The organism is Paenarthrobacter sp. NEAU-H11, from assembly GCF_050573415.1.
In the GTDB taxonomy this organism is placed as follows: Bacteria; Actinomycetota; Actinomycetes; order Actinomycetales; family Micrococcaceae; genus Arthrobacter.
The window spans coordinates 225,655-246,339 of record NZ_JBNZGA010000003.1; the positions used below are offsets into that span (position 1 = coordinate 225,655).

The following is a 20,685-nucleotide window of genomic DNA, read 5'->3' on the forward strand; positions in this document are numbered from 1 at the left end:
CCGGCTTCCCCCCCCCGACGCGCCCGGCCCCCCCGGGGACCCGGGGGGGGCCCGTCCGTTTCGGGCGCGAAAGTCCGAAAGGTTAGCGGCTGCGGCGTTCGTTGGACGCCGGAGCCGACGCGCGGCGGGGACCGCTGCGGGCGGGACGGCCGGAGCCGCCGCCGTTGCTTGAGCCGTAGGACCCGCCGGAGGTGCCGCCGGTGTTGGAGGACCAGACGGCTTTGTTGCCGCCGGTGGCCGCACCTGCACCAGCGGAGCGTGAACCGCCACCGCGGGTACCTGCACCGGCACCTGCTGCGGCCCGCTGGCCGGTTGCCGGGCGACCACTGCGCTGGCCACCCGAGGTAGCCGGGCGCCCGGTGCCGCCGCGCGGGGCGTCGCTGCGGGTGACGCGTGATTCTGCACGGCCGTCCGAACCGCGGCCGGCCGATGCACGGCCACCTGCTGCGGGGACGTCGTTGCGGTGCGTGGAAGCGGTGACGCGGCCACGGTTGTTGCGCCGTGCCGCTGCCGCCGCAATGGCGCGGTCCTCGTTCTGCTCAGCCACCCGGTCGAATGCCGCGCGGGCTTCGGTGCGGCCCTCGAAGGCCACGGCCCGGCGCTCGGCGCGGGGAACATCGGTGCGGACGGGCTCGGCCGAAACCTTGCCGCGTCCGCCGCGTCCGCCACGGCCACCCGTGGTGGGTGCGGCCTGCCGGCGGGCGCGCTTGCGCTCGGCGTTGGCACCGGTGGAGGTGCCGCCGCCCTGCTGCGCGGCCTTTTTGGCCAGCAGTGCTGCGCGGGTGCGCGGATCAATCTTGTCGGCCATCTCGCCCACGAGTTCTGCAACCAGCGGTGAGTTGGCGGTGACGCGCTCGAAGTTGACCTCGACGCCGGCGGCCTTCATCAGCTTCTTGACGTCGGACTGCTGCTCCGGCAGGGTCAGCGTGACCACGGTGCCGTCGGAGCCGGCACGGGCGGTGCGGCCGGAACGGTGCAGGTATGCCTTGTGCTCGGTGGGCGGATCAACGTGGATGACCAGTTCGACGTCGTCCACGTGAACACCGCGGGCGGCGACGTCGGTGGCCACCAGGACGCGGACGTCACCGTTGGAGAACTCGGCGAGGTTGCGGTCACGGGCGTTCTGCGACAGGTTGCCGTGCAGGTCGACGGCGGGGATGCCGGCGTCGGTCAAGGTCTTGGCCAGCTTGCGGGCGTGGTGCTTGGTCCGCATGAAGAGGACACGGCGGCCGGCGCCGGAGGCCAGCTCCACGATCAGCTGCTTCTTGACGGTCTGGTCGTTGACCACCAGGACGTGGTGCTCCATGGTGGTGACCGCGGCCTGCGGGTCATCCACGGAATGGGTCAGCGGGTTGGACAGGTAGCGCTGGACGATCTTGTCCACGCCGTTGTCCAGCGTGGCTGAGAACAGCAGGCGCTGGCCCTGGCTGGGGGTCATGTCCATGAGCTTCTTCACCACGGGCAGGAAGCCGAGGTCAGCCATGTGGTCAGCCTCGTCCAGCACGGTGATTTCCACGGCCTCAAGGGTGAGGATGCGCTGGCGGATCAGGTCCTCCAGGCGGCCGGGGCAGGCGATGACAATGTCGACGCCGGCACGCAGGGCCTTTTCCTGCCTGGCCTGGGAGATGCCGCCGTAGATCACGGTGGTGTTCAGGCCGGCGGCCTTGGCCAGCGGCTCGATGGTGGCGTTGATCTGGGTGGCCAGTTCGCGGGTGGGTGCAAGGACCAGGCCCATGGGGCGGCCTGGCTTGCGGAAGTACGGGGCTTCGCGCTCGGCGAGCCGGGCCACCAGCGGAATGGCGAAGGCAATGGTCTTGCCGGAGCCGGTACGGCCGCGGCCCAGGACGTCGCGTCCTGCAAGGGTGTCAGGGAGGGTCTTCACCTGGATGGGGAACGGGGTTTCGATTCCCTGGGCGGTGAGGGTGTCAGCAAGGGCTTTGGGCGTGCCGAGGGCAGCAAATGTAGTCAAAGTCAAAGGTCTTTCAGGCGGTATCCGTACGGATATCGGCCCCCGATGCCGGTTGGCTCAAGGGTTCGCCGAAGAAAATTCAGGTGATCAACCAGCCTGCTGCCGCTTATGCAAAGCGGCGGCCGGGACCAAATGGAACGCGTTCATCGACGCAGGATGTGCCTCTCACATGAAAAAAGCCCAGTCCCTGGATGAAGGAGGACCTTCACACCGGAAAACCTGGGCATCACTGCACATCAAGTTCCACCAGTCTAGCATCCCGGGACCGCTCCCCGTTTCCGCCCCTCCCAACTAGGTAGCGCCAAGTGTCGTTTTGACCCCTGAAAACGACACTTAGCGCTACCTAGTTGGGCGTTGCCTTGGGCCCGGGGCCGGGGCAGGCTTGAGGCATGAGTGAACACGCGCCCCACCGGAATGAAGCGCAGCATCCTGCACCGCAGCAGAAGATGCACGACGCCGGCCCCTCCGGCGGCACGTTCGCCGAGGGCGTGGCAGTACACACCGGAGCCGATGCCGCGGCCATCTGGGACGACCGCTACCGCAGCAAACCCCGGCTGTGGAGCGGCAAGCCCAACCCCCAGCTGGTGCGGGAAGCCGGCGGCCTCCGTCCCGGGAAAGCGCTGGACCTCGGCTGCGGCGAAGGAGCTGATGCCATCTGGCTTGCCCGGCAGGGGTGGACAGTCACCGCCGTCGACGTTTCCGCGGTGGCCCTGGACCGGGCACGTTCCCATGAAAAGGCCGAGCTGGCCCGCGAAAGCGTCCATGCCGCGGAGGGCGCCATCGGAAGCCGGATCACCTGGCAGCAGGCTGACCTTGACCAGTGGGATCCCGGGGACTCCTTCGACCTGGTGACATCGCAGTTCCTGCACTCGCAGGAGCTCACCTGGCAGGGCCCGCTCCGCACCGCCGCGGCGGCAGTCAAGCGCGGCGGCACGCTGCTGGTGGTGGGCCACCACCCGGACAGGCTGCCGCCGTGGGGCGGCGGGCACGACCACAGGGGGATGTTCTACACCGGTGACGAGCTCGTCCGGGAGCTGGGACTGGACAGCCCCGAATGGCAGCTGGAGGTCCAGACCAGCCGGGAGCGGCCGGTAACGGGGCCTGACGGCCAGCACGCAACGATCGCCGACGTCGTCCTGCGGGCCACCCGGTTGCCCTGACCCCGCGCCAGGAATCAGGCCAGCCACAGGAATCAGACCTGCCCGGGAGCTCCGTCGGGCGCTAGGTGCGCGGGCGGCCGGTGACCCGGGGCGCGACGGCGGCCGCGGCTACGGCGAGCACGGCGGCAAGGCCAAAGACCCCGGCGAAGGATTCCGTCGTCGTCGTAAACGCTGCGAAGACGATGCCCGTCGCAGCGAGGGCCAGCGCCCCGCCCAGCGAGTCCGCGATGGACATGGCGGAGCTGTTGAAGCCCTCGTTCTCCTTGCTGGACAGGGCCAGGGTCATGACACTGAGCCGCGGATACAGCAGCCCCATGCCTCCGCCGGCGAAAATCCAGCCGGCAATCGCGACGGCGGCAGGCCAGTGGAGCGCGGTGGTGGCCAGGGCGAGGATCACCGCGCCGAGGACCATCAGCGCGCCGATGACCGCCGCACGGCGATGGGACAGCCTGGTGCCCAGGCGGCCCTGCACTGCCGCCGCTCCTGCCCAGGCCAGCGCCCCGCCGGTAAGCGTAAGGCCGGCGAAGGTGGGCGAAAAGGCGTACTGCTCGATCAGCAGGTACGGCAGGTAAACCTCGGCCCCGAAGAACGCGGCCGAGGCGAGCCCGCGCACCAGGATCACGCTGGGCAAGCCGCGGCGGGCGGTGAGGGTGCCCCGCGGCACCAGCGGGCGGACGGCCAGCAGGGCAATCACGACGGCGGCGGCCGCCAGGAGTGCCGGAGCGGCGGGAACGCCGGGGATCCGGATCTCCCGTGACAGGTTGAGCCCCAGCACGGCGAGCGCCGCCAGGGTTGCCCAGGCCAACCGGCCCAGCGCCCAGGGTGGCGGCGGATGCGGCTCCCCGGCCGGTCCGGGAGGGGGTTCCAGTCCCCGGAGCACAGGCGCGATCATCAGCAGCGCGGGGATGACCAGCCCCACCACGCCCAGGAACACCCAGTGCCAGCTGAAGACCTGCGCAACGATCCCGGCCGCAAAGGGCCCCACCAGGGACGGGACCACCCACGCCGCGGAGAACGCGGCAAAGATCTTGGGGTGCAGGGCGCCGGGATAGATGCGCGCCACCAGCACATACAGCGCCACTGTCAGGGCTCCCCCGCCCAGGCCCTGCACCAGGCGGCCTGCAACCAGCACGGGCATGGACACCGCGGTTCCGGCAATCAGCAGGCCCAGCACAAACAAGGCCGCGGAGGCATAGAGCGGGGCTGTGGGGCCGCGCCGGTCGGACCAGTTTCCGGCGGCAACCATGCCGATCACCCCTGTTGCCAGCGGGCCGGCAAACGCGAGCGCGTAGAGTCCTGCGCCGTCGAGTTCGCGGCTGACCAGGGGCATGATGGTGGTGACGGCCAGGGATTCGAACGCCGCCAGGAACACCAGGGCGCACGTGCCCACGGTCACCCAGAGGTACGGCCCCCGGAGGATGCCCGCGGCGGGACGGGTGGCTGGAACAACGGAATCCTGCACGGCAGCCCGGCCCCTAACTGACGAACCGGTTGCGGCCGGCGCGGTATCCGAAGATCCCCGCCAGCAGGCCCACCACCAGGAACAGGACACCCGCGGCGGTGAAGGACCCTGTGGCCTGATGCAGCTGGCCCACCATCAGCGTGCCGGTGGAGCCCAGCCCGTAGCCCACGCCCTGCATCATTCCGGACAGGTGTGCGGCGGTGTGCCCGTCACGGGTCCGCAGCATGATCATGGTCAGCGCCACGGCGGTCAGGCTCCCCTGGCCCAGCCCCAGCAGGCCCGCCCACACCCAGACCAGGTCCAGGGGGCCGAAGATGCTGAGCGTGAAGCCTGCCCCGGTGATGAGGGCCACGGCGGTGTTGATGGCACGCTGGTCCTTCAACCTGGCGGCAAGTGCGGGCGCGAACAACGAGCCAAGCATCTGCAGCACGATGGACATCGAGACGATCAGCCCCGCCGTTGCCCCGTCCACACCCCGTTCCCGGAGGATCGGCGCCAGCCAGGCGAAGACGCTGAAGGACATCATGGCCTGCAGCACCATAAAGATGGTCACCTGCCAGGCCACCGGGGAGCGCCACACGTTCACGCCGTCCCGGACGGCCTGGTGCCGGATGCGCGGCTGGCGGAGGGCCACCGGGAGGAACAACAGAAGGACGACGGCGGCAGGCACCGCCCATGACCACAGCGCCAGGGTCCAGTCGCCAGTTGCCGTGTAGACCGGGTAGGTGAATCCGGCCCCCAACGCCGCCGAGGCGCAGATGGCCGTGGTGTAGAGCCCGCCCATCAGGCCCAGCCGGTGCGGGAAGTCGCGCTTGACCAGCCCGGGCAGCAGCACGTTGCACAGGGCGATGGCCGCCCCGCAGGCCGCTGTCCCGGCCAGGAGCGCGGGCAGGTGGCCGGCGGCCTGCCCGGTTCCCGGCAGGTCGAGTTCAGCGGGACGCAGCAACAGCCCTGCCGTAAGCACCGCCATGGCGCCGAGGAGCACGCGCTCGGCACCAAACCGCCTGGCCAGTACGGGGGCCAGGGGTGCGAACACGCCCAGCAGCGTGACGGGCACGGTGGTCAGCACCACCACGGCCCAGCCGGGCAGGGCTGCCTGGGCCGTTACCTCGGGGAAGACTGCGGAGAAGCTGGAAAAGACTGTCCGCAGGTTCAGTCCGATCAGGACCAGGCACAGCCCCAGGTATACGAGCTGCCGGCGGCTGCCAACCTGGGTCGGCCCGGGCGCGGGCGTCTCGTCAACCTCTGCGTCCACCAGCGTCCCTGACTGCCCCTTCACCGCAGGGTCAATTGCCCGGCGGTTCCTTGCCTCGGCGTTGGTCGCTTCCCTCATCCGCCCATTCTTGCAGGATGGGTCGGCTGCCTGGTTATCCACATATGGACCGCGGCACCTCCCGGCGGTTCCGCCCCTGCGCCTACGTTGGAACCCGCAGCAGCAGTCCGCGGCAGCCGCAGGTTGCACAGTGATCACGCAAACGACAGGAGAGTGATGGGCATTCAGCCACCGAATGAGCCACGTGGGCACGGGCTGTCGCAGGCTGGGGAAACCCCGGCTGAGAGTAGGGCACCCCAAGTCCACGGCAACGTCCGCAAAGCAAACGCCAGCCTGATATTGGCCGGCCTTGCCCTTGCCAGCATGACGATTACTGCGCCGCTGGCCATGTTTGCCATGCTTGCCACGTATCCGTCCAACGGCCCCTCAGAGACGCCCTGGCTGGTGCCTTTGGTGTTCTTCAGCCTGCCGCTCCTCTTTTCGCTGCCGTCCCTGGCACTGTCCGTCCCCATCGTGTACGGCCAACCGCAGTCATCGCCCGGGCGGCGGCGGGCTGCTGGTGCACTGTGCATCGGCGGCTTAGTGGTTGCCCTGGCCGCGGGGCCTGCGCTGGACCAGTTGGGGAAACTGTGAGCAGCGCATTGGCCGTGCGCCGCTATTCTGGAAGTGATGAGCGAATCCCCAGAAAACCCCCAGCAGCCGCATGTCCCGAGGCCCGTCACGCCGGGGACGCAGGCTTCCTTCGGCACGTACGGCGGCCGGCCGGTCAGCTTCGTCCGCCGCGGCACGCGCCTGCAGGGCCGCCGGCAGGCAGCCTGGGAGGAGCATGCGGAACGGTGGGCAGTGGACGTCCCCCGCCACATTGCAAACACCTCGGTCCACCCCGACTACACCTTCGACGCCGAAGCCGAGTTCGGCCGCAAGGCTCCCCTCATAGTGGAGATCGGCTCGGGCCTGGGCGACGCCGTGTGCCACGCCGCCGAGCAGAACCCGGACACCGACTTCCTGGCAGTCGAGGTCTACACCCCGGGCCTGGCCAACACCATCATCAAGATCAACAGCCGCGGCCTCAGCAATGTCCGGGTGGTGGAGGCCAACGCCCCCGAGGTCCTGGCCACGATGCTCCCGGCGGGCTCCGTCAGCGAACTCTGGGTCTTTTTTCCCGATCCGTGGCACAAGTCCCGGCACCACAAGCGCCGCCTCATCCAGCCGGAGTTTGCGGACCTCGCGGCCCGTGCCCTGAAGCCGGGCGGCCTGTGGCGGATCGCCACCGACTGGTCCAACTACGCCGTCCACGTCCGGGATGTCCTGGCAGGTTCCAAGGACTTTGAAAACCTGCACACCGGCGAGCGCCGCGGGCCCGAAAGCCCCCTCACGCAGGTGTGGCAGTCGGGCGTCGAGTCCGTCGTTGGCGGAGCACCGGTCCGGGAGGGCCGCGCCCCCGTCAGCACCGAGCACACCGGACCCAACGAAGGAATCGACGAAACCGGAGGCTGGGCGCCCCGGTTCGAAGGAAGGATCCGGACCAGCTTCGAGGCCAAGGCCCACGAGGCCGGGCGTCTGATCTTCGATCTCTGCTACCGCCGGCTGTAGGACCTTCCTGCAGCCGCCGCAGCCGGCGTCAGGCCACGCTGCTGCCGCCACTCCCGCCGGCCGCCAGGACCCGGCCACTGTTCCGCACCGCCTTCGCGTGGCACGATTGCCCTGTGTGCAGGGGGCGCACGCCAGCTCAGCGGATGCACAAAGGAACAGCCATCAAAAAGGAAATGAAGCAGGCCGTCGACGCGGCGGAGAACGTGACCAACTCCCGGACGCTGGAACTGCTGGCGAGGGCAGGGTTCGCGGCGAGCGGCATCCTGCACCTGCTGGTCGGCGCAATCGCCATCCGGTTGGCGTTTGGAGGTACGGGGAACGCTGATTTCAGCGGCGCGGTGGCCGAGCTCGCCACCCAGCCCGCGGGGCCATTCCTCCTGTGGGCAAGCTTCGCGGCCTGCGCGGGGCTGGCACTGTGGCAAACCAGCGATGCGATCTTTGACTACAACCGCCTGCCCACCAAGGAAAAAGCCGGAAAGAAGGCCAAGGCGGGCGCCCAGGCGCTCGTCTTCACTGGACTCGCGTTGACGCTCATGTCCTTCGCCCTGGGAACAGGGTCCGGCGCGGACAACCAAAAGTCCGCCACCGACCTCACCCTCACCCTGATGAAGGCTCCCGGCGGTGTGGCCCTGCTGGTCCTGCTGGGCGCCGCCATCGCCGTCACCGGAGTCATCTACGGCATCCGCGGCCTCAGGAAATCCTTCGAAAAGCACCTGGTCATGCCGGCTGCCCCGCCAGCCCGGACTGCCGTTACGGTGCTTGGCGTCGCGGGGTACGTGGCCAAGGGCACGGTGCTGCTGCTGACGGGACTGCTGATCGCAGTCGCCACCATCCAGGCCCATCCGGAGGACTCCACAGGACTCGACGGCGGGCTCCGCGCCCTCCGTGACCAGCCCTTCGGCATCTACCTCCTGGCCGCGGTGGGGGCAGGCCTGATCTGTTACGGCGTGTTCATGATGGTGCGCGCCAAGCTGGGCAAATTGAACCACTAGCCTGTTTTGGCGGTTCCACGGGGCTGGCGCTACCCCAAGGGTGGCGCTTCCCCACGGGGCGGCACCTCAGGGCACGGTGATCACAGCCACGGCGCGTTCGGTGGCATCGCGCAGTTCAACGCTTGAGATGCTCCCCAGCTGAAGCGGCGTGGCCCCGGTGACCTTGACCCTGCCGCTGGGAGTCGCCGTCCAGGCGCACGCCCGGTCCTCACCGCCATCACGGTCCCGTACCCACAGCGACAGCGTCCCCTCGGCCGGGAGGCTGCTGCCGTTCACGGCAAGCTCCGTTCCCCAGGTCTTCCGGGCGAGGTCGACCCTGAACTGGAGGCCGCCGCCGGACTGTACCGAGTAGGTGGCGTCCGGCTGCGGGGGCCGGGCCAGGAGGGGACCGCCCGCCAGGCCCAGGGCAAGGCAGGCGGCGGCTGCGGCGGCTGCCAGCGCCGTCCACCGCCGTCGTAATGTCCGACGGCGGTGCGCCAGTTTGCGCAGCAGCGGCGCCGGATCGGGGGACGGCACCGGATCCGGCAGCCTCCCGGGCACAGCCGTGAGCGCCACTGCGTCCGGCACGGGGAGGGCGTCGAGCAGCACGGGAATCTTCTCCAGGCCGGCAAGTTCGTCGCGGCACTTCCCGCACTCCTGCAGGTGGGCCTCGAACGTTTCGAGGTCCTTGGCGTCGAGGCCGCCCAGGAGGTAAGCGCCCAGCAGCTGGTGCGGTTCCGCGGTGTTCACCGTTCCACGCCCATCTCGTCCAGGATGGTGCGCAGCGCCCGCACGGCGTAATAGGCGCGGGACTTGACCGTTCCGCTGGGGATGTTGAGCTGGACGGCGGCCTCGTTCACGGTGAAGCGCCGGTAGTGCAGGGCCACCAGGACGTCCCGGTGTTCCTTGCTCAGCCGGACCAGGGCCTCCTCGACCAGCACGCGGTTGAGGAGCTCGTCCACTCTTTCCATGACGACGGCGGGCTCGGTAACGTCGCCTTCCAGCATCTCGGCGGGGCGGCGCTGCGCCCTGCGGTAGTTGTCGATAATGATGTTCCGGGCCGTCCGGTACAGGTAGCTGCGGAGGCTCCCGGTGATTTCAGGCGTTTGCTGCCAGACGCGCAACACGGTTTCCTGGACCACGTCCTCCGCGAGCTGCGGGTCGCGGGAAATGCCCAGCACAAAGCGGCGCAGGGCAGCGCCGTGGTCGCGGTAGATGGACTTCACCACGTCCTCGTCAAGCGGCATGCCGTCCCTCCTGCCGGGTTCTTCGCACAGTTCTTTATACGCCCGTAAAGACGCCATGGGACGGCGGAAGGTTCAATGCGCAGGCGGGGTGAACCAAAGCCCGTCCCGGTGCGTCGTAGGGGTTAGCGTCCGGTGATCCGACGCCGGGCCCAGCCAAGGAGCAAACCATGAAACACACCTTAGCCGCAGGCCTCGCCGCGCTGGCCCTTTCCGCGGCGCTGGCTGCCTGCGGCGGCAGCACCGGCACAGCACCGGCCACCACCAGTCCGGCGGCCAGTCCCGCGGCCACTGCGGGATCACCCGCAGCCACTGCAACCGCCAGCACCGCCGCCGACCTCAAGACGGCCTCTTCAACCGCCGGGACCATCGTTGTGGACGCCAAGGGCATGAGCGTCTACTTCTTCACGAAGGATTCAAAGGATTCCGGCACCAGCGCCTGCACGGACGCCTGCCTTGCAGCGTGGCCGCCGGTCACCACTACCTCGGAACGGCCGTCCGCGGACGGCGTCAGCGGGACGCTGGGCACCATCGCGACGCCGGACGGGAAGAAGCAGGTAACCCTGGAGGGACTGCCGCTGTACTACTTCGCCAAGGACGCCAAGCCCGGCGACATCCTGGGCCAGGGCGTCAACAATGTCTGGTATCTGGCCAGCCCGTCAGGCGCCATGATCAAGGCAGGTGGTGCAGCGTATTGAGAGCCGTGCTTTAGGGCACCGGGACGGTGGGCAGTGTCCGGGGCAGCGGGATGTCCGACGGCCCGGGGACGGGGACCGGCGGGCGGCTGAGGCCGTCCGCGAGGTCCTCCGGAACGGCGGTGGGCAGCGTGCCGGCTGCCGGTACGTCGGCGGGCTTGCCCGGCACGGCCTGGCCGGGAGCGGTTGCCGGGGCTGTGGGCTCTTCGGAAGGCACAGCCGGGACTCCGCCGGCCGGCACGGAATCCGGGGCGGGGGCTGGTACGGCCGGGGCTGTTGCCGGGCCGGCTGGAGTCGCCGGGAGGGGCGCAGCGGGTTCCTCGGCCCGGTTGCCGGCAGGTGCTCCCCCGGAACCGGTCACGAATGACGTGATGCTGTGGCCCAAGTGGGTAAAAGACTCGCGGATCCCCTGGTCCGACGCCGCGGCAACAGCGCCGCCGGCACTCAGCGAAACTGCCACGGACAGCGCGGTGAGCGCGAGGCGCCGCTTGGCCCTGCGGCGCGCCGCCAGCTCATCCGCACGAGGGACATCCTCCACGGTTGCGGTCTGGTGAAGGGCCGCTGCCCCGGCCGGCGCCATCAGCGCAGCGACCGCGGCGGAGGGCTCGGGCGCGGCGTCAGCGAGCTCACGGAGCTCCAGCAGCGCGGGGCGGAGCCGGGCGTCGTCGTCCATGCCTGCCTCCAGGAGCAGCTGGTTTACGAACGCGTCGCTGCGGGATGCTGCGGTGTCACTCATGATTCGCCTGGTTTCTTTGAAGCGTCTGTGCCTTGAGGTTGTGCAGGGCCCTGCGCTGGAGCTGTTTGACGGCTCCGGTGCTTTTGCCCATGATGTCCGCTACCTGTTCTATGGACAGGTCGGCCACTACGCGGAGGGCCAGTACTTCCTGGTGTTCCTCGCTGAGTCCGTCCAGCATTGCAGCGGCGCCGCCTTGAAGTTCAACGGCGTGTTCTTCCGCCGACGGCGTGGTCCTGGCGTCCTGCGCGGGATCGTAGGGGCTCAGCTGGGGCCTGCGCTCCAGCCGGCGGTAATAATCAACCATCCGCGCGTGTGCAATGGAAAAGAGCAGAGACTTGGCGCCTTGGAGCCCGCCGGTGAGAGCGCCGATTTTCGGGTAGAAGGCAAGGAACACGTCCTGCGTCACCGCCTCCGGATCATCCACCCCGCGCGCCCGGAGGTACCCCTGGACGGGGCCGGCGAAGGACCGGTAGGCAGCACCGAACAGCACCGCCGGATCTGTTCCGGCCGTACTCTCGAGTATGTCGGTCTCTTCTTGGGCCAAAGTGCTTAGCACCAGCGGCTCCTCCATCCCGGGGCGCGGCTCACGCCTGTCCCGGTCTCCGGTTCGGACTGCCAGTCTCCATGGTGTGTTGCGTGCCGTCATTCGGCATCTGGTCCGGGGCACGTTGCGGCACGTGCGGCTGGCGTTCGTGCAGTCCCGGACTGCCGTACTGCGGGAACGGAGCCACTGCCGTTCCCGCAGTACAGACTACCGACTGGCGGCTAGCGGACCGAAACGGAGGGGGTGTCCACTACGCTGCCGGCCTCGGCGGGGACAGCCGGAACGGCGGGAACGGCAGGTTCGCCGTCGACACCGGGAACGGCGGGAACGGCCGGAACAGCAGGCGCCTCGGGAAGTTCAACATCAACAGCTGCAGACCCTGTGGCGGCGGCGCCGGCTTCGGCGGCGGCGTCAGCCTCGGCAACGACGTCGGCGCAGAAGCTTTCGATGTTTGCCTCGCCTTCAGCGGCGATCACCAGCGAGGAGAAGCCCTCGGAGGAAGCGTTCAGGCCGCCGTTGGTGAAGGCGGTGCACAGGCCGAAGGCTGCGGCACCGGCTGCATCAACGGCCGTGTTGGCACCAGCGGAGGCAGAGGCCTTGGCGGAGACGTTTTCGTCGGTGACGGTGGCGCCGCCTTCGGCCGCAGCGTCGGCGTCTGCATCTGCATCTGCGGAAGCGTCGGCGTCAGCAGCAGCGTCAGCGGCCGCCTCGGCAGTTGCCTGCGCGTCGCCTGCTGCTTCTGCTGCCAGCTTCGGGGCCGGGGCGCCGAAAAGGTCGTGGGCGGTCTGCTGCGCCTCGGCGGGGAGGACACCGGAAACGGCGGCGGCGCCGGTTCCGCCGACGGCAATGGTGCCTGCTGCCAGGACTCCGGCGGCTACTTTGCTGGTGGCAAGAACGGTGAACAACGACATAAGAGACTCCAGAAACTAGACAACACGTTTGGTTCGGGCCCGGCGGGCGGACCCATCACCTCCTACATCGCAGGGGAAGGCGGAAAGGTTACGGAGGGCCAAAAGTTTTTTTCACGCCCTGCTGCAGGAGGCCGCACCGGCTGCCGGACGGCCGGGACCGGCGGCGCTACGATCGACCCATGCCTACGGATCCGGAACCCACAAAGAAGGCCAGCACCTGGCAAACAATGGTGGACAACAATAAGGCGCTGCTTCTGCGGAAGACAGGCAAAGACACCGCGCACTGGGCAGGTCAGGCCCGCGCGGCCGGCATCAAGGACGACGACGGGCTCCGCACCTGGATGCGGGACGGCTTCGGGGTGACGGGTTACGCCCGGTATGCGGTGTCATGGGAAATGTTCGGCTACCCGGAGTTCATGCTCCGGGACGCCGATGAGCTGCTCGACGGCCAGTACGCCGGCCACCCCCGGCTGCGGCCCATCGCGGACGCCATCCTGGGCTGGGCGTCCGCCACCGAAGGCGTGCAGATCCAGATGCGGAAGGGCTACGTTTCACTGCACAGCCCGCGGCGCAAGTTTGCCCAGGTTACCCGCACCACCAATACGGCAGTGGATGTGACCCTCCGGCTCGACGGCCCTGCTGAAGGCAGGATCGAGGCAGCCAGGACCCGGGCGGACGATCCCTTCACCCGGAAGGTGCGCCTGACATCCGTGGACCAGGTGGATGAGGATCTGCTGGACATCCTCGTGACCGCCCTGCAGCAGAACCGCTGACAGGCCAAGGGCACGGGACCCGGGCGCGCCTGGAGTACGGCGGCCCGGGCCGTCAATGCCCGGCCGCTAACGCTCCTAGGCGTTGGCCATCTCGGTGTCGGCCTCTTCGAACTCCACCGCGGCCACGATCTCCCGGGTTTCCGGGTTGATCATGTAGGCCTCGTCCTCTTCCTCGACCATGAGGAAGTCGCCGTGATCGGTGGAGAAGTGCCACGCCAGGACGCGCTCGCCGTCGTGGACGTAGTTGGGGTCGCCCATGGTGATCTTGAGGAGCTCATACCCCGCAACGCTGCAGAGCTCGCGGATGATGAGCTCAAAGTCGGGAGCCTCCTCCAGCGCTTCGGCTTCGGCCTGGGCCTTGCGCTCGGGCAGGTCGGTGATCATTGACGCCAGGCGCTCAATGTACGCGCCGACCTCTTCGTCGTCGAGCACCAGCAGTTCCGCCTGGCCGCGCAGCCAGGCAGCGTTAAGCGCGGTGATGTTTTCGCTCTCCAGCAGCTCCTCGAACTCGCCGTCGAGCTCCTCCATCCGGAGGACGCCCTCGGGAGTGTCCTGCGTGTCATCCAGGCCGCCGTCGAGGTAGTTCTCCTCGTCTTCTTCGGAAAGGTCGTCGAACGCCTCAACTGCCCTGTTGAAGAGGTCAAGGTGGGCGGCGGCGCCCATGCCCGCCATGCCTTCGCGGATCAGCGTGTCAGTTTCGGACCGGTCGACGGCGGTGAACACGTACTGCGCGAAACCGCCCTCCAGCGCCTGGGTGAGGTAAAAGTCCACGTAGTAGCTGCGGACGGCCACGGGTGACATCTCTTCGGTCCGGAGCAGGGCGGTGTGCATGGCATCCACGATGCTCACGTTGGCCTCTACGACGTCCTCGTCGCTTGAGTCGATGCTGCTGCTGGTCAGGACGACGGGCTGCTGGCTGGTGATCATGGAAATCCTCACTGCTGTTGACGGGTGGTGCAGGGTACGTTTTCACGCTACGTCGGGCGGGCCGACGTGTTGCTGAGGAAGAAATGAACGTCGGGCGAAGTTTCCGGGTCCGCGAAGTTTCCGGCGCCGGGGCAGCCGGCGAAGGGCGGGAGCCGCGGGAACGGCGGCACGCCACGCCCGGCCGGCGAACTAAGATGGATCAGATAACCACCCACCGGCCGCGGCCCGCCGCGGCCTGCTGAAAGTAGCGCGCACCATTCCATCCCAACCGGACGAAAGTACGGCACTGGCAATACAAACCCCCGCCATCAACGACCGTTCCCTGGCGGCCGGGCTGGCGTATGCCATGGGCAGCCGCGTCTCGGGCATTTCGTTCGACGCCGCCACCGGGCTCATGCTGGGCAAGGTCCGCGGCGGGGCGGATGTGCCCTACTCCACCACTGCCAAGCTGGTCCGCAAGGCAGGCGGCTGGAGCTGCACCGTGGGCGTGTGCAGCTGCCCGGTCCGCAAGGACTGCAAGCACGTGGCCGCGCTGCTCTTCGCCGCCGAGGACAACCCCGCCATCCGCGTGCAGCTGCTGGCGCCGTCAACGTCCACACAGCTGTCCCGCAGCCCGTCCGCTCCCGCCCTGTCCGACTGGGAGCAGGCGCTCAGCCCGCTGATCTCGCAGGGAACCGCACCTCCCAGCACGGGTGTTCCGCTGGCGCTGCAATTCGAGATCGAAGAACCCGCCCCGCACTTCTCCTACACAGGCCGGCGGGACCCGCTCCGCAGCGTGCGCCAGCTCAAGGCCCGGCCGGTGATCATGGGCGCCAAGGGCAAGTGGATCCGCGGTGACGTCTCCTGGACCACCCTGAACTACCTGAACTTCCGGCGCGAGTGCAACCCGGCGCATGTGGAGTGGATGCAGGAGTTCCTGGCCAGCCATTCCGCCGCGGCCGGCCGGACGTACAACCCCTCCGGCTTCTGGCTCGGCCTGAACTCCTACGCCGGCAAGAACCTGTGGAGCCTGCTGGCAGACGCCCGCAAGATCGGCCTCACCCTGGTGCACTCGCGCGGCACTGAGCCTGTGCGGCTCGCCGAAGCCCCTGCCGCCGTCGGCCTTAACCTCGGCCGCTACGGCTCCCCCGGCACCGGACCCTCCGCCGCCGGGGCGGGTTCCCAAGGCACAACAGCTGCCGACGGCGGGCTGGAACTGGCGCCCGCCATCACCGTGGAGGGGGCCGAGGTTGATCCGGCGTCCGTGGGCACCATCGGCCGGCCCGCCCACGGGATCTTCTTCACCGCCGGAGAAGCGTCGTTGCCCGGCGTGCCCGACCCCGACGGGATCATCACCCTTGCACCGCTGGAAAGCGGCCTGAGCGAGGAGCTGCTCGCGTTCGTGACGGCCGGCAGCACCCTGCACATTCCGGCCAAGGACGAATCGCGCTTCCTGACCGGCTTCTATCCGAAGCTGAAGCAGACTGCCCGGGTCACTGCCAGGGACGAATCCGTCGAGCTGCCGGCGCTCGCAGTCCCCACCCTGTCCCTGCTGGCAAACTACGGCGCGGACCACCGCGTGCGGCTGCACTGGGAGTGGCACTACAAGAGCGGAAACCTCGTCACGGCCCAGCCCCTCTGGCGCCACCCCGGCGACCACGGCTACCGCGACGACACCGCCGAGGCCCGCATCCTGGAAGGCATCGGCCAGCCGTGGGACATGGTGCCGGCGCTGGGCGAGTCCGCCACCGGCGGCTGGGGCACCCCCCGGCTCGCGGCCTCCGCCGAACTGACGGGCCTGGACACCCTGGCCTTCACCGAGGAGGTCCTGCCGCGCCTGCGCGAAGCCCCGGACGTCGAGGTGGACACCGTGGGCGACATCGCCGACTACCGCGAGGCCGAGGAAGCTCCGGTGGTGTCCATCTCCACCAAGGCCACCGAGCAGCGCGACTGGTTCGACCTTGGCATCCAGATCTCGCTGGAAGGCCAGCCGGTGTCCTTCGCCGCGGTGTTCTCCGCCCTGGCCGCCGGGCAGACCAAGATGCTGCTGCCCAGCGGCGCCTACTTCTCCCTGGACCTGCCCGAGCTGCACCAGCTTCGCGCGCTCATTGAGGAAGCCCGCTCGCTGCAGGACAACAAGGATGCGCCGCTGCAGATCAGCCGCTTCCAGGCCGGCCTGTGGGATGAACTGGCCCAGCTGGGTGTCGTGGACGAGCAGGCGGCCGCGTGGCGGTCCGCGGTGGGGGGCCTGCTCGAAGGCGGCATGGACGGCCTCCCGCTCCCCGCCACCCTCAACGCGGAGCTGCGCCCGTACCAGCTGGAAGGCTTCAACTGGCTCACCTTCCTGTACCGGCACAGCCTGGGCGGCATCCTCGCGGATGACATGGGCCTCGGCAAGACCGTGCAGGCGCTGGCCCTGATGTGCGCCGCCAAGGAGCTGGCGCTGGCGGCGGCAGAGAGTCCAGTGTCCGACGCCGGCGCTCGTCCCAGCGGTGACAGCCTCACCGGCGCCATCGCTTCAGCCGGCCAGCCCGACGCCGGCGCTCCCTTTTTGGTGGTTGCCCCCACCAGCGTGGTGGGCAACTGGGCCGCGGAGGCGGCGCGCTTTGCGCCCGGCCTGAAGGTGCACGCCGTCAGCGAGACGTTCGGAAAGAGCGGGCAGGACGCCGCGGAGGTCCTGGCCGGGGCGGACATCGTGATCACGTCCTACGCCCTGTTCCGGATCGATTACGAGTCCTATGCCTCCCGCACGTGGTCCGGCCTGGTGCTGGACGAGGCTCAGTTCGTGAAGAACCACCAGTCCAAGGCGTACCAGTGCGCCCGCAAACTGCCGGCGGCGTTCAAGCTGGCCATCACGGGCACGCCCCTGGAAAACAATCTCATGGAGTTCTGGGCCCTGACATCGATTGTTGCGCCGGGGCTCTTTTCCAGCCCCAAGCGCTTCGCGGAGTACTACCAGAAGCCGGTGGAAAAGAACGGTGACAAGGCGCAGCTGGACAAGCTCCGCCGCCGGGTCCGCCCGCTCATGATGCGCCGCACCAAGGACCAGGTGATCAAGGACCTGCCGCCCAAGCAGGAGCAGATCCTGGAAGTGGTGCTGAACCCGCGCCACCAGAAGGTGTACCAGACCCACCTGCAGCGCGAGCGGCAGAAGATCCTGGGGCTGATCGAGGACGTGAACAAGAACCGGTTCACCATCTTCCAGTCGCTGACCCTGCTGCGCCAGCTCAGCCTGGACGCCTCGCTGATCGACCCGTCGCTCTCGGGCGTGCGCTCCAGCAAGCTGGACGTGCTGTTCGAGCAGCTGGAGGACCTGGTAGCGGAAGGCCACCGCGCCCTCATTTTCAGCCAGTTCACCGGTTTCCTGGGCAAGGTGCGGGAGCGGCTGGACGAGGAAAAGATCGAGTATTGCTACCTCGACGGCAGCACCCGCAACCGCGCGGACGTGGTCAACGAGTTCAAGAACGGCAGCGCTCCGGTGTTCCTGATTTCGCTGAAGGCCGGCGGGTTCGGGCTGAACCTTACCGAGGCCGACTATGTGTTCCTGCTGGACCCCTGGTGGAACCCGGCCTCGGAGGCGCAGGCCGTTGACCGGACCCACCGGATCGGGCAGGCCCGGAACGTGATGGTCTACCGGCTCGTGGCGAAGGACACCATCGAAGAAAAGGTCATGGCCCTGAAGGCCCGCAAGTCGCAGCTGTTTTCCGATGTCATGGAAGGCGACGCCCTTGCCGGCGGAGCCATCACTGCGGAAGACCTGGCCGGGCTGTTCAAGGAGTAGCGGCGAAGGCGGGGCTTTGTGCCCTACGTCCGCTTCGGGGAGGCACCGTAACCTGAAACCGGCAGAGCGGCCGGGGCGCCTGCCGGCTTCCTGGAGGCGAATAGTGAAATCGGCAAACGCAAGCATCATTACCGGCGTCATCCTGATAGCGGTCGGTGTGCTGTTGCTGCTGGACCTCCTCGACGTGATCGAGAGCGCGGCCTATGTGCCGATAGTGATCTTCGCCGCTGTAGGGGCTGTATTCGTATCGCTCTTTGTTCGCGGCCGGGAGTTCTGGTGGGCGGCGATCCCCGGATCGGTGTTCCTGGGCCTGGCCGCGGTTGTCGCCGCCACCCAGCTCACCGGCGGCGGCGCCGGAGCGGTCTTCCTGTTCCTGTCCATGGCAGCCGGATTTGCTGCGGTCTACCTTCGCCAGCCGGACAACTGGTGGGCCGTTATCCCGGGCGGAGTGATGTTCACGCTGGCACTCGTCGTGGCACTCCCGCCTCAGGTGCAGGGTATGCCCACCGCCGCCGTCCTGTTCCTGGGCCTGGCTGCCACCTTTGGCGTGCTGTCCCTCGTTCCGGTCCCGGCGGCCGGTCAGGCCGGGCGGATGAAGTGGCCCTTGATTCCCGCCGCTGTCCTTGCAGTGCTTGGGGTGATCTTCGCGCTGCAGTCCACGGTGCTGCTCCTCGCCGCGGACTTCGTGGTGGTTGCCGTCATGATCCTGGCGGGCACTGCCTTGCTGGTCTACGCCTTCCGGGCACGCCATGGCGGACAGGACAAGGCACACGGTTAACACCGGCCCGGGCATGACAAAGGGCCAGTCCTCGGAACTATAAGCCAGCTGCTGCTGGCACCGGTCCGGAGGTTGGCCCCCTGCCTGACTCGTGATCCGGATGGCATGCACCCGGACTTCCTGGGAATCCCTACACGCGCTGCGGAGAGCCCAGCTCCACCGGATCCTCATCCGTAAGGTATGCGAGCTCGGAGTGTGCTGCGAGGTCGATGCCGCGCATCTCATCCTCGGGATTGATCCGCAGGCCAATCGTCTTGTCCAGGATCTTTGCGAGGATCCAGGTGATGCCGAACGAGTAAACGAGCACCGTGACAGTGGCGAGGGCCTGGACGCCGAGCAGTTCCACGCCGCCGCCGTAGAAGAGTCCGCTGACCCCGTTCGGGGCAGCATCGGTGGCGAAGAGGCCGATCAGGAGCGTGCCCAGGATGCCGCCCACAAGGTGGACGCCCACAACGTCGAGCGAGTCGTCGTAGCCGAGGCGGTACTTCAGTTCAATGGCCAGCGAGCATACGGCCCCGGCGATCGCCCCGATGGCCAGCGCGCCCAGCGGGCTTACCGCGCCACAGGCGGGGGTGATGGCCACGAGCGCCGAGATCAGGCCGGACGCTGCGCCCATGCTGGTGGCTGCCCCGCGGCGGAGCCGTTCCACCAGGGACCAGGCCAGGAGGCCGGCCGAGGCAGCTACGGCGGTGTTGAGGAGAACCACCGACGCCGACTGGCCGGCGGACAGCGCGGAGCCGGCGTTGAAGCCGAACCAGCCCACCCAGAGGAGGCCGGCGCCAACCAGTACCAGCGGGCGGCTGTGCGGCTTGGCGTGCTCCACTTTCGGCCAGCCGGAGCTCTTGCCGAGCACCAGGGCCAGGGCCAGTGCTGCCGCGCCGGCGTTCATGTGCACGGCGGTGCCGCCGGCGAAGTCGATGGCCTTGATCCCGCTGGCGATCCAGCCGCCGGTCACGCTGCCATCCGCCGAAGTGAAGGCGAAGACCCAGTGCGCGATAGGGAAATAGACGATCGTGGCCCAGATGCCGGCAAACAGCATCCAGGCGCCGAACTTCATGCGGCCCGCTGCGGCGCCTGCCACCAGCGCCGTGGTGACGCAGGCGAAGAACAGCTGGAAGGCAGCAAACAGGATGACCGGGATGGACGCCTCCTCATCCGCGGCCAGCAGCTGCCCCATGCCGGGGAATTCGGTGACGTCACCGATCAGCCCCAGCCCCCCAACCGAGTTGCCGAAAGCCATCGAGTACCCGAACAGTGCCCAGAGGACAGCCACCAGGCTGGCGCCGCCGAAACACATCATCATCATGTTGAGAATGCGGCGCGACCCCACCATGCCCCCGTAGAACAGGGCGAGGGCGGGGATCATCATGCAGACCAGCGCCGAGCTGGCCAGTATCCAAGCGACATTTCCCGAATCCATGGGAAACCCCTTTCAAGATGCGAAGAGAGAACGGTAAGTTGCCGTCAGAGCCGCTCCGTGGAGGCACTCCGGGGGAGGGACGCGGATGGAGAGACCACGTTCAGCGGAGGGGCGGCTGTTGCCGTCTGGTTCCAACTGTATGGCGGCTATTTCGGGGTGGGTTTCCGGCGTGTTAAATGATCGTTTCGGTCATCCGCCAGCGAGTTTCAGGCGTCCCTCTGAGCGCAGGGTCCTCCCCCAGGGCCGCCGTGACGGTTTGCTGCGGCACGGGAGACGTGCGGTAGCGCCGCAACCGGGTCGCGATCACTCGTGCGAGTGTTCCGAGGACCTCATCGCGGGCCTGGCCGCCCATGTCGGCCATCATAGGTGGCAGGCCGCGAGGGCTCTGCGGCTAAGCTGGGAAAACCGCCACTGCACTGCATGCACGGGCACGGCAGCGAGGACCCAGGTGCAATGGTCGCGGAAGGAA

The 20,685-nt window shown here is 68.4% G+C and carries 18 protein-coding genes; 8 read left to right on the forward strand and 10 right to left on the reverse strand.

Annotated elements, in window-relative coordinates; genetic code table 11:
* Nucleotides 1-82: 82 nt before the first annotated feature.
* Nucleotides 83-1,969 (reverse strand): DEAD/DEAH box helicase, encoded by a 1,887-nt coding sequence (locus tag ACQ3DC_RS05785; protein WP_323057511.1) that lies wholly within the window; start codon nt 1,967-1,969, stop codon nt 83-85.
* 389 nt (nt 1,970-2,358) lie between these two features.
* On the opposite strand from ACQ3DC_RS05785, the gene ACQ3DC_RS05790 reads away from it, so the two are divergent.
* Nucleotides 2,359-3,129: a class I SAM-dependent methyltransferase gene (locus ACQ3DC_RS05790; RefSeq protein ID WP_421093219.1), complete on the forward strand. Its 771-nt coding sequence runs from the start codon at nt 2,359-2,361 to the stop codon at nt 3,127-3,129.
* A gap of 61 nt (nt 3,130-3,190) precedes the next feature.
* On the opposite strand, the gene ACQ3DC_RS05795 is transcribed toward ACQ3DC_RS05790, so the two are convergent.
* On the reverse strand, nt 3,191-4,591 hold the full coding sequence (locus ACQ3DC_RS05795) for an MFS transporter (RefSeq protein WP_430751767.1): 1,401 nt from the start codon (nt 4,589-4,591) through the stop codon (nt 3,191-3,193).
* 13 nt (nt 4,592-4,604) lie between these two features.
* Nucleotides 4,605-5,924, reverse strand: a complete 1,320-nt coding sequence (locus tag ACQ3DC_RS05800; protein ID WP_430751768.1) for an MFS transporter — start codon at nt 5,922-5,924, stop codon at nt 4,605-4,607.
* A 303-nt stretch (nt 5,925-6,227) separates the two neighbouring features.
* On the opposite strand from ACQ3DC_RS05800, the gene ACQ3DC_RS05805 reads away from it, so the two are divergent.
* The 3 genes from ACQ3DC_RS05805 to ACQ3DC_RS05815 all read left to right on the forward strand — a co-directional run bounded on the left by ACQ3DC_RS05805 (nt 6,228) and on the right by ACQ3DC_RS05815 (nt 8,449).
* Nucleotides 6,228-6,497: a hypothetical protein gene (locus tag ACQ3DC_RS05805; protein WP_321214624.1), complete on the forward strand. Its 270-nt coding sequence runs from the start codon at nt 6,228-6,230 to the stop codon at nt 6,495-6,497.
* Nucleotides 6,498-6,533: 36 nt separating this feature from the next.
* Nucleotides 6,534-7,457 (forward strand): tRNA (guanosine(46)-N7)-methyltransferase TrmB, encoded by a 924-nt coding sequence (gene trmB, locus ACQ3DC_RS05810; RefSeq protein WP_157240599.1) that lies wholly within the window; start codon nt 6,534-6,536, stop codon nt 7,455-7,457.
* Between the two features lie 143 nt (nt 7,458-7,600).
* Nucleotides 7,601-8,449: a DUF1206 domain-containing protein gene (locus tag ACQ3DC_RS05815; protein WP_430751769.1), complete on the forward strand. Its 849-nt coding sequence runs from the start codon at nt 7,601-7,603 to the stop codon at nt 8,447-8,449.
* Between the two features lie 66 nt (nt 8,450-8,515).
* On the opposite strand, the gene ACQ3DC_RS05820 is transcribed toward ACQ3DC_RS05815, so the two are convergent.
* Nucleotides 8,516-9,178 carry a zf-HC2 domain-containing protein gene (locus ACQ3DC_RS05820; protein ID WP_323057516.1) on the reverse strand — a complete coding sequence of 221 codons (663 nt, stop codon included), beginning with the start codon at nt 9,176-9,178 and terminating at the stop codon, nt 8,516-8,518.
* Nucleotides 9,175-9,675 carry a sigma-70 family RNA polymerase sigma factor gene (locus ACQ3DC_RS05825; RefSeq protein WP_157240595.1) on the reverse strand — a complete coding sequence of 167 codons (501 nt, stop codon included), beginning with the start codon at nt 9,673-9,675 and terminating at the stop codon, nt 9,175-9,177. The genes ACQ3DC_RS05820 and ACQ3DC_RS05825 overlap by 4 nt, the downstream gene beginning before the upstream one ends.
* A gap of 167 nt (nt 9,676-9,842) precedes the next feature.
* Between ACQ3DC_RS05825 and ACQ3DC_RS05830 the strand changes: the two genes are divergently transcribed.
* A complete protein-coding gene (locus ACQ3DC_RS05830; RefSeq protein ID WP_157240593.1) occupies nt 9,843-10,370 on the forward strand; it encodes a COG4315 family predicted lipoprotein in 528 nt (175 codons plus the stop codon).
* Between the two features lie 10 nt (nt 10,371-10,380).
* Here ACQ3DC_RS05830 and ACQ3DC_RS05835 read toward each other — a convergent pair whose 3' ends face one another.
* The 3 genes from ACQ3DC_RS05835 to ACQ3DC_RS05845 form a co-directional block, all read right to left on the reverse strand.
* Nucleotides 10,381-11,103 (reverse strand): hypothetical protein, encoded by a 723-nt coding sequence (locus ACQ3DC_RS05835; RefSeq protein WP_157240591.1) that lies wholly within the window; start codon nt 11,101-11,103, stop codon nt 10,381-10,383.
* Nucleotides 11,096-11,674: an RNA polymerase sigma factor gene (locus ACQ3DC_RS05840; RefSeq protein ID WP_157240589.1), complete on the reverse strand. Its 579-nt coding sequence runs from the start codon at nt 11,672-11,674 to the stop codon at nt 11,096-11,098. The genes ACQ3DC_RS05835 and ACQ3DC_RS05840 overlap by 8 nt, the downstream gene beginning before the upstream one ends.
* A 194-nt stretch (nt 11,675-11,868) precedes the next feature.
* Complete coding sequence (locus ACQ3DC_RS05845) at nt 11,869-12,558, reverse strand: protein tyrosine phosphatase (protein ID WP_321214630.1); 690 nt, start codon at nt 12,556-12,558, stop codon at nt 11,869-11,871.
* Nucleotides 12,559-12,737: 179 nt separating this feature from the next.
* Here ACQ3DC_RS05845 and ACQ3DC_RS05850 point away from each other — a divergent pair, with 179 nt between their 5' ends.
* A complete protein-coding gene (locus ACQ3DC_RS05850) occupies nt 12,738-13,331 on the forward strand; it encodes a DUF5655 domain-containing protein (RefSeq protein WP_321214631.1) in 594 nt (197 codons plus the stop codon).
* A 75-nt stretch (nt 13,332-13,406) separates the two neighbouring features.
* Here ACQ3DC_RS05850 and ACQ3DC_RS05855 read toward each other — a convergent pair whose 3' ends face one another.
* A complete protein-coding gene (locus ACQ3DC_RS05855) occupies nt 13,407-14,258 on the reverse strand; it encodes a DMP19 family protein (RefSeq protein ID WP_157240583.1) in 852 nt (283 codons plus the stop codon).
* 256 nt (nt 14,259-14,514) lie between these two features.
* Here ACQ3DC_RS05855 and ACQ3DC_RS05860 point away from each other — a divergent pair, with 256 nt between their 5' ends.
* Complete coding sequence (locus ACQ3DC_RS05860) at nt 14,515-18,018, forward strand: SNF2-related protein (protein WP_430751823.1); 3,504 nt, start codon at nt 14,515-14,517, stop codon at nt 18,016-18,018.
* Between the two features lie 103 nt (nt 18,019-18,121).
* The gene (locus ACQ3DC_RS05865; RefSeq protein WP_430751770.1) at nt 18,122-18,796 is read left to right on the forward strand and encodes a hypothetical protein; all 675 of its coding nucleotides are present in this window, start codon (nt 18,122-18,124) and stop codon (nt 18,794-18,796) included.
* A 130-nt stretch (nt 18,797-18,926) separates the two neighbouring features.
* Here the strand turns inward: ACQ3DC_RS05865 and ACQ3DC_RS05870 are convergent, their stop codons facing one another.
* Nucleotides 18,927-20,216 (reverse strand): ammonium transporter, encoded by a 1,290-nt coding sequence (locus ACQ3DC_RS05870; protein WP_157240579.1) that lies wholly within the window; start codon nt 20,214-20,216, stop codon nt 18,927-18,929.
* Nucleotides 20,217-20,685 lie beyond the last annotated feature (469 nt).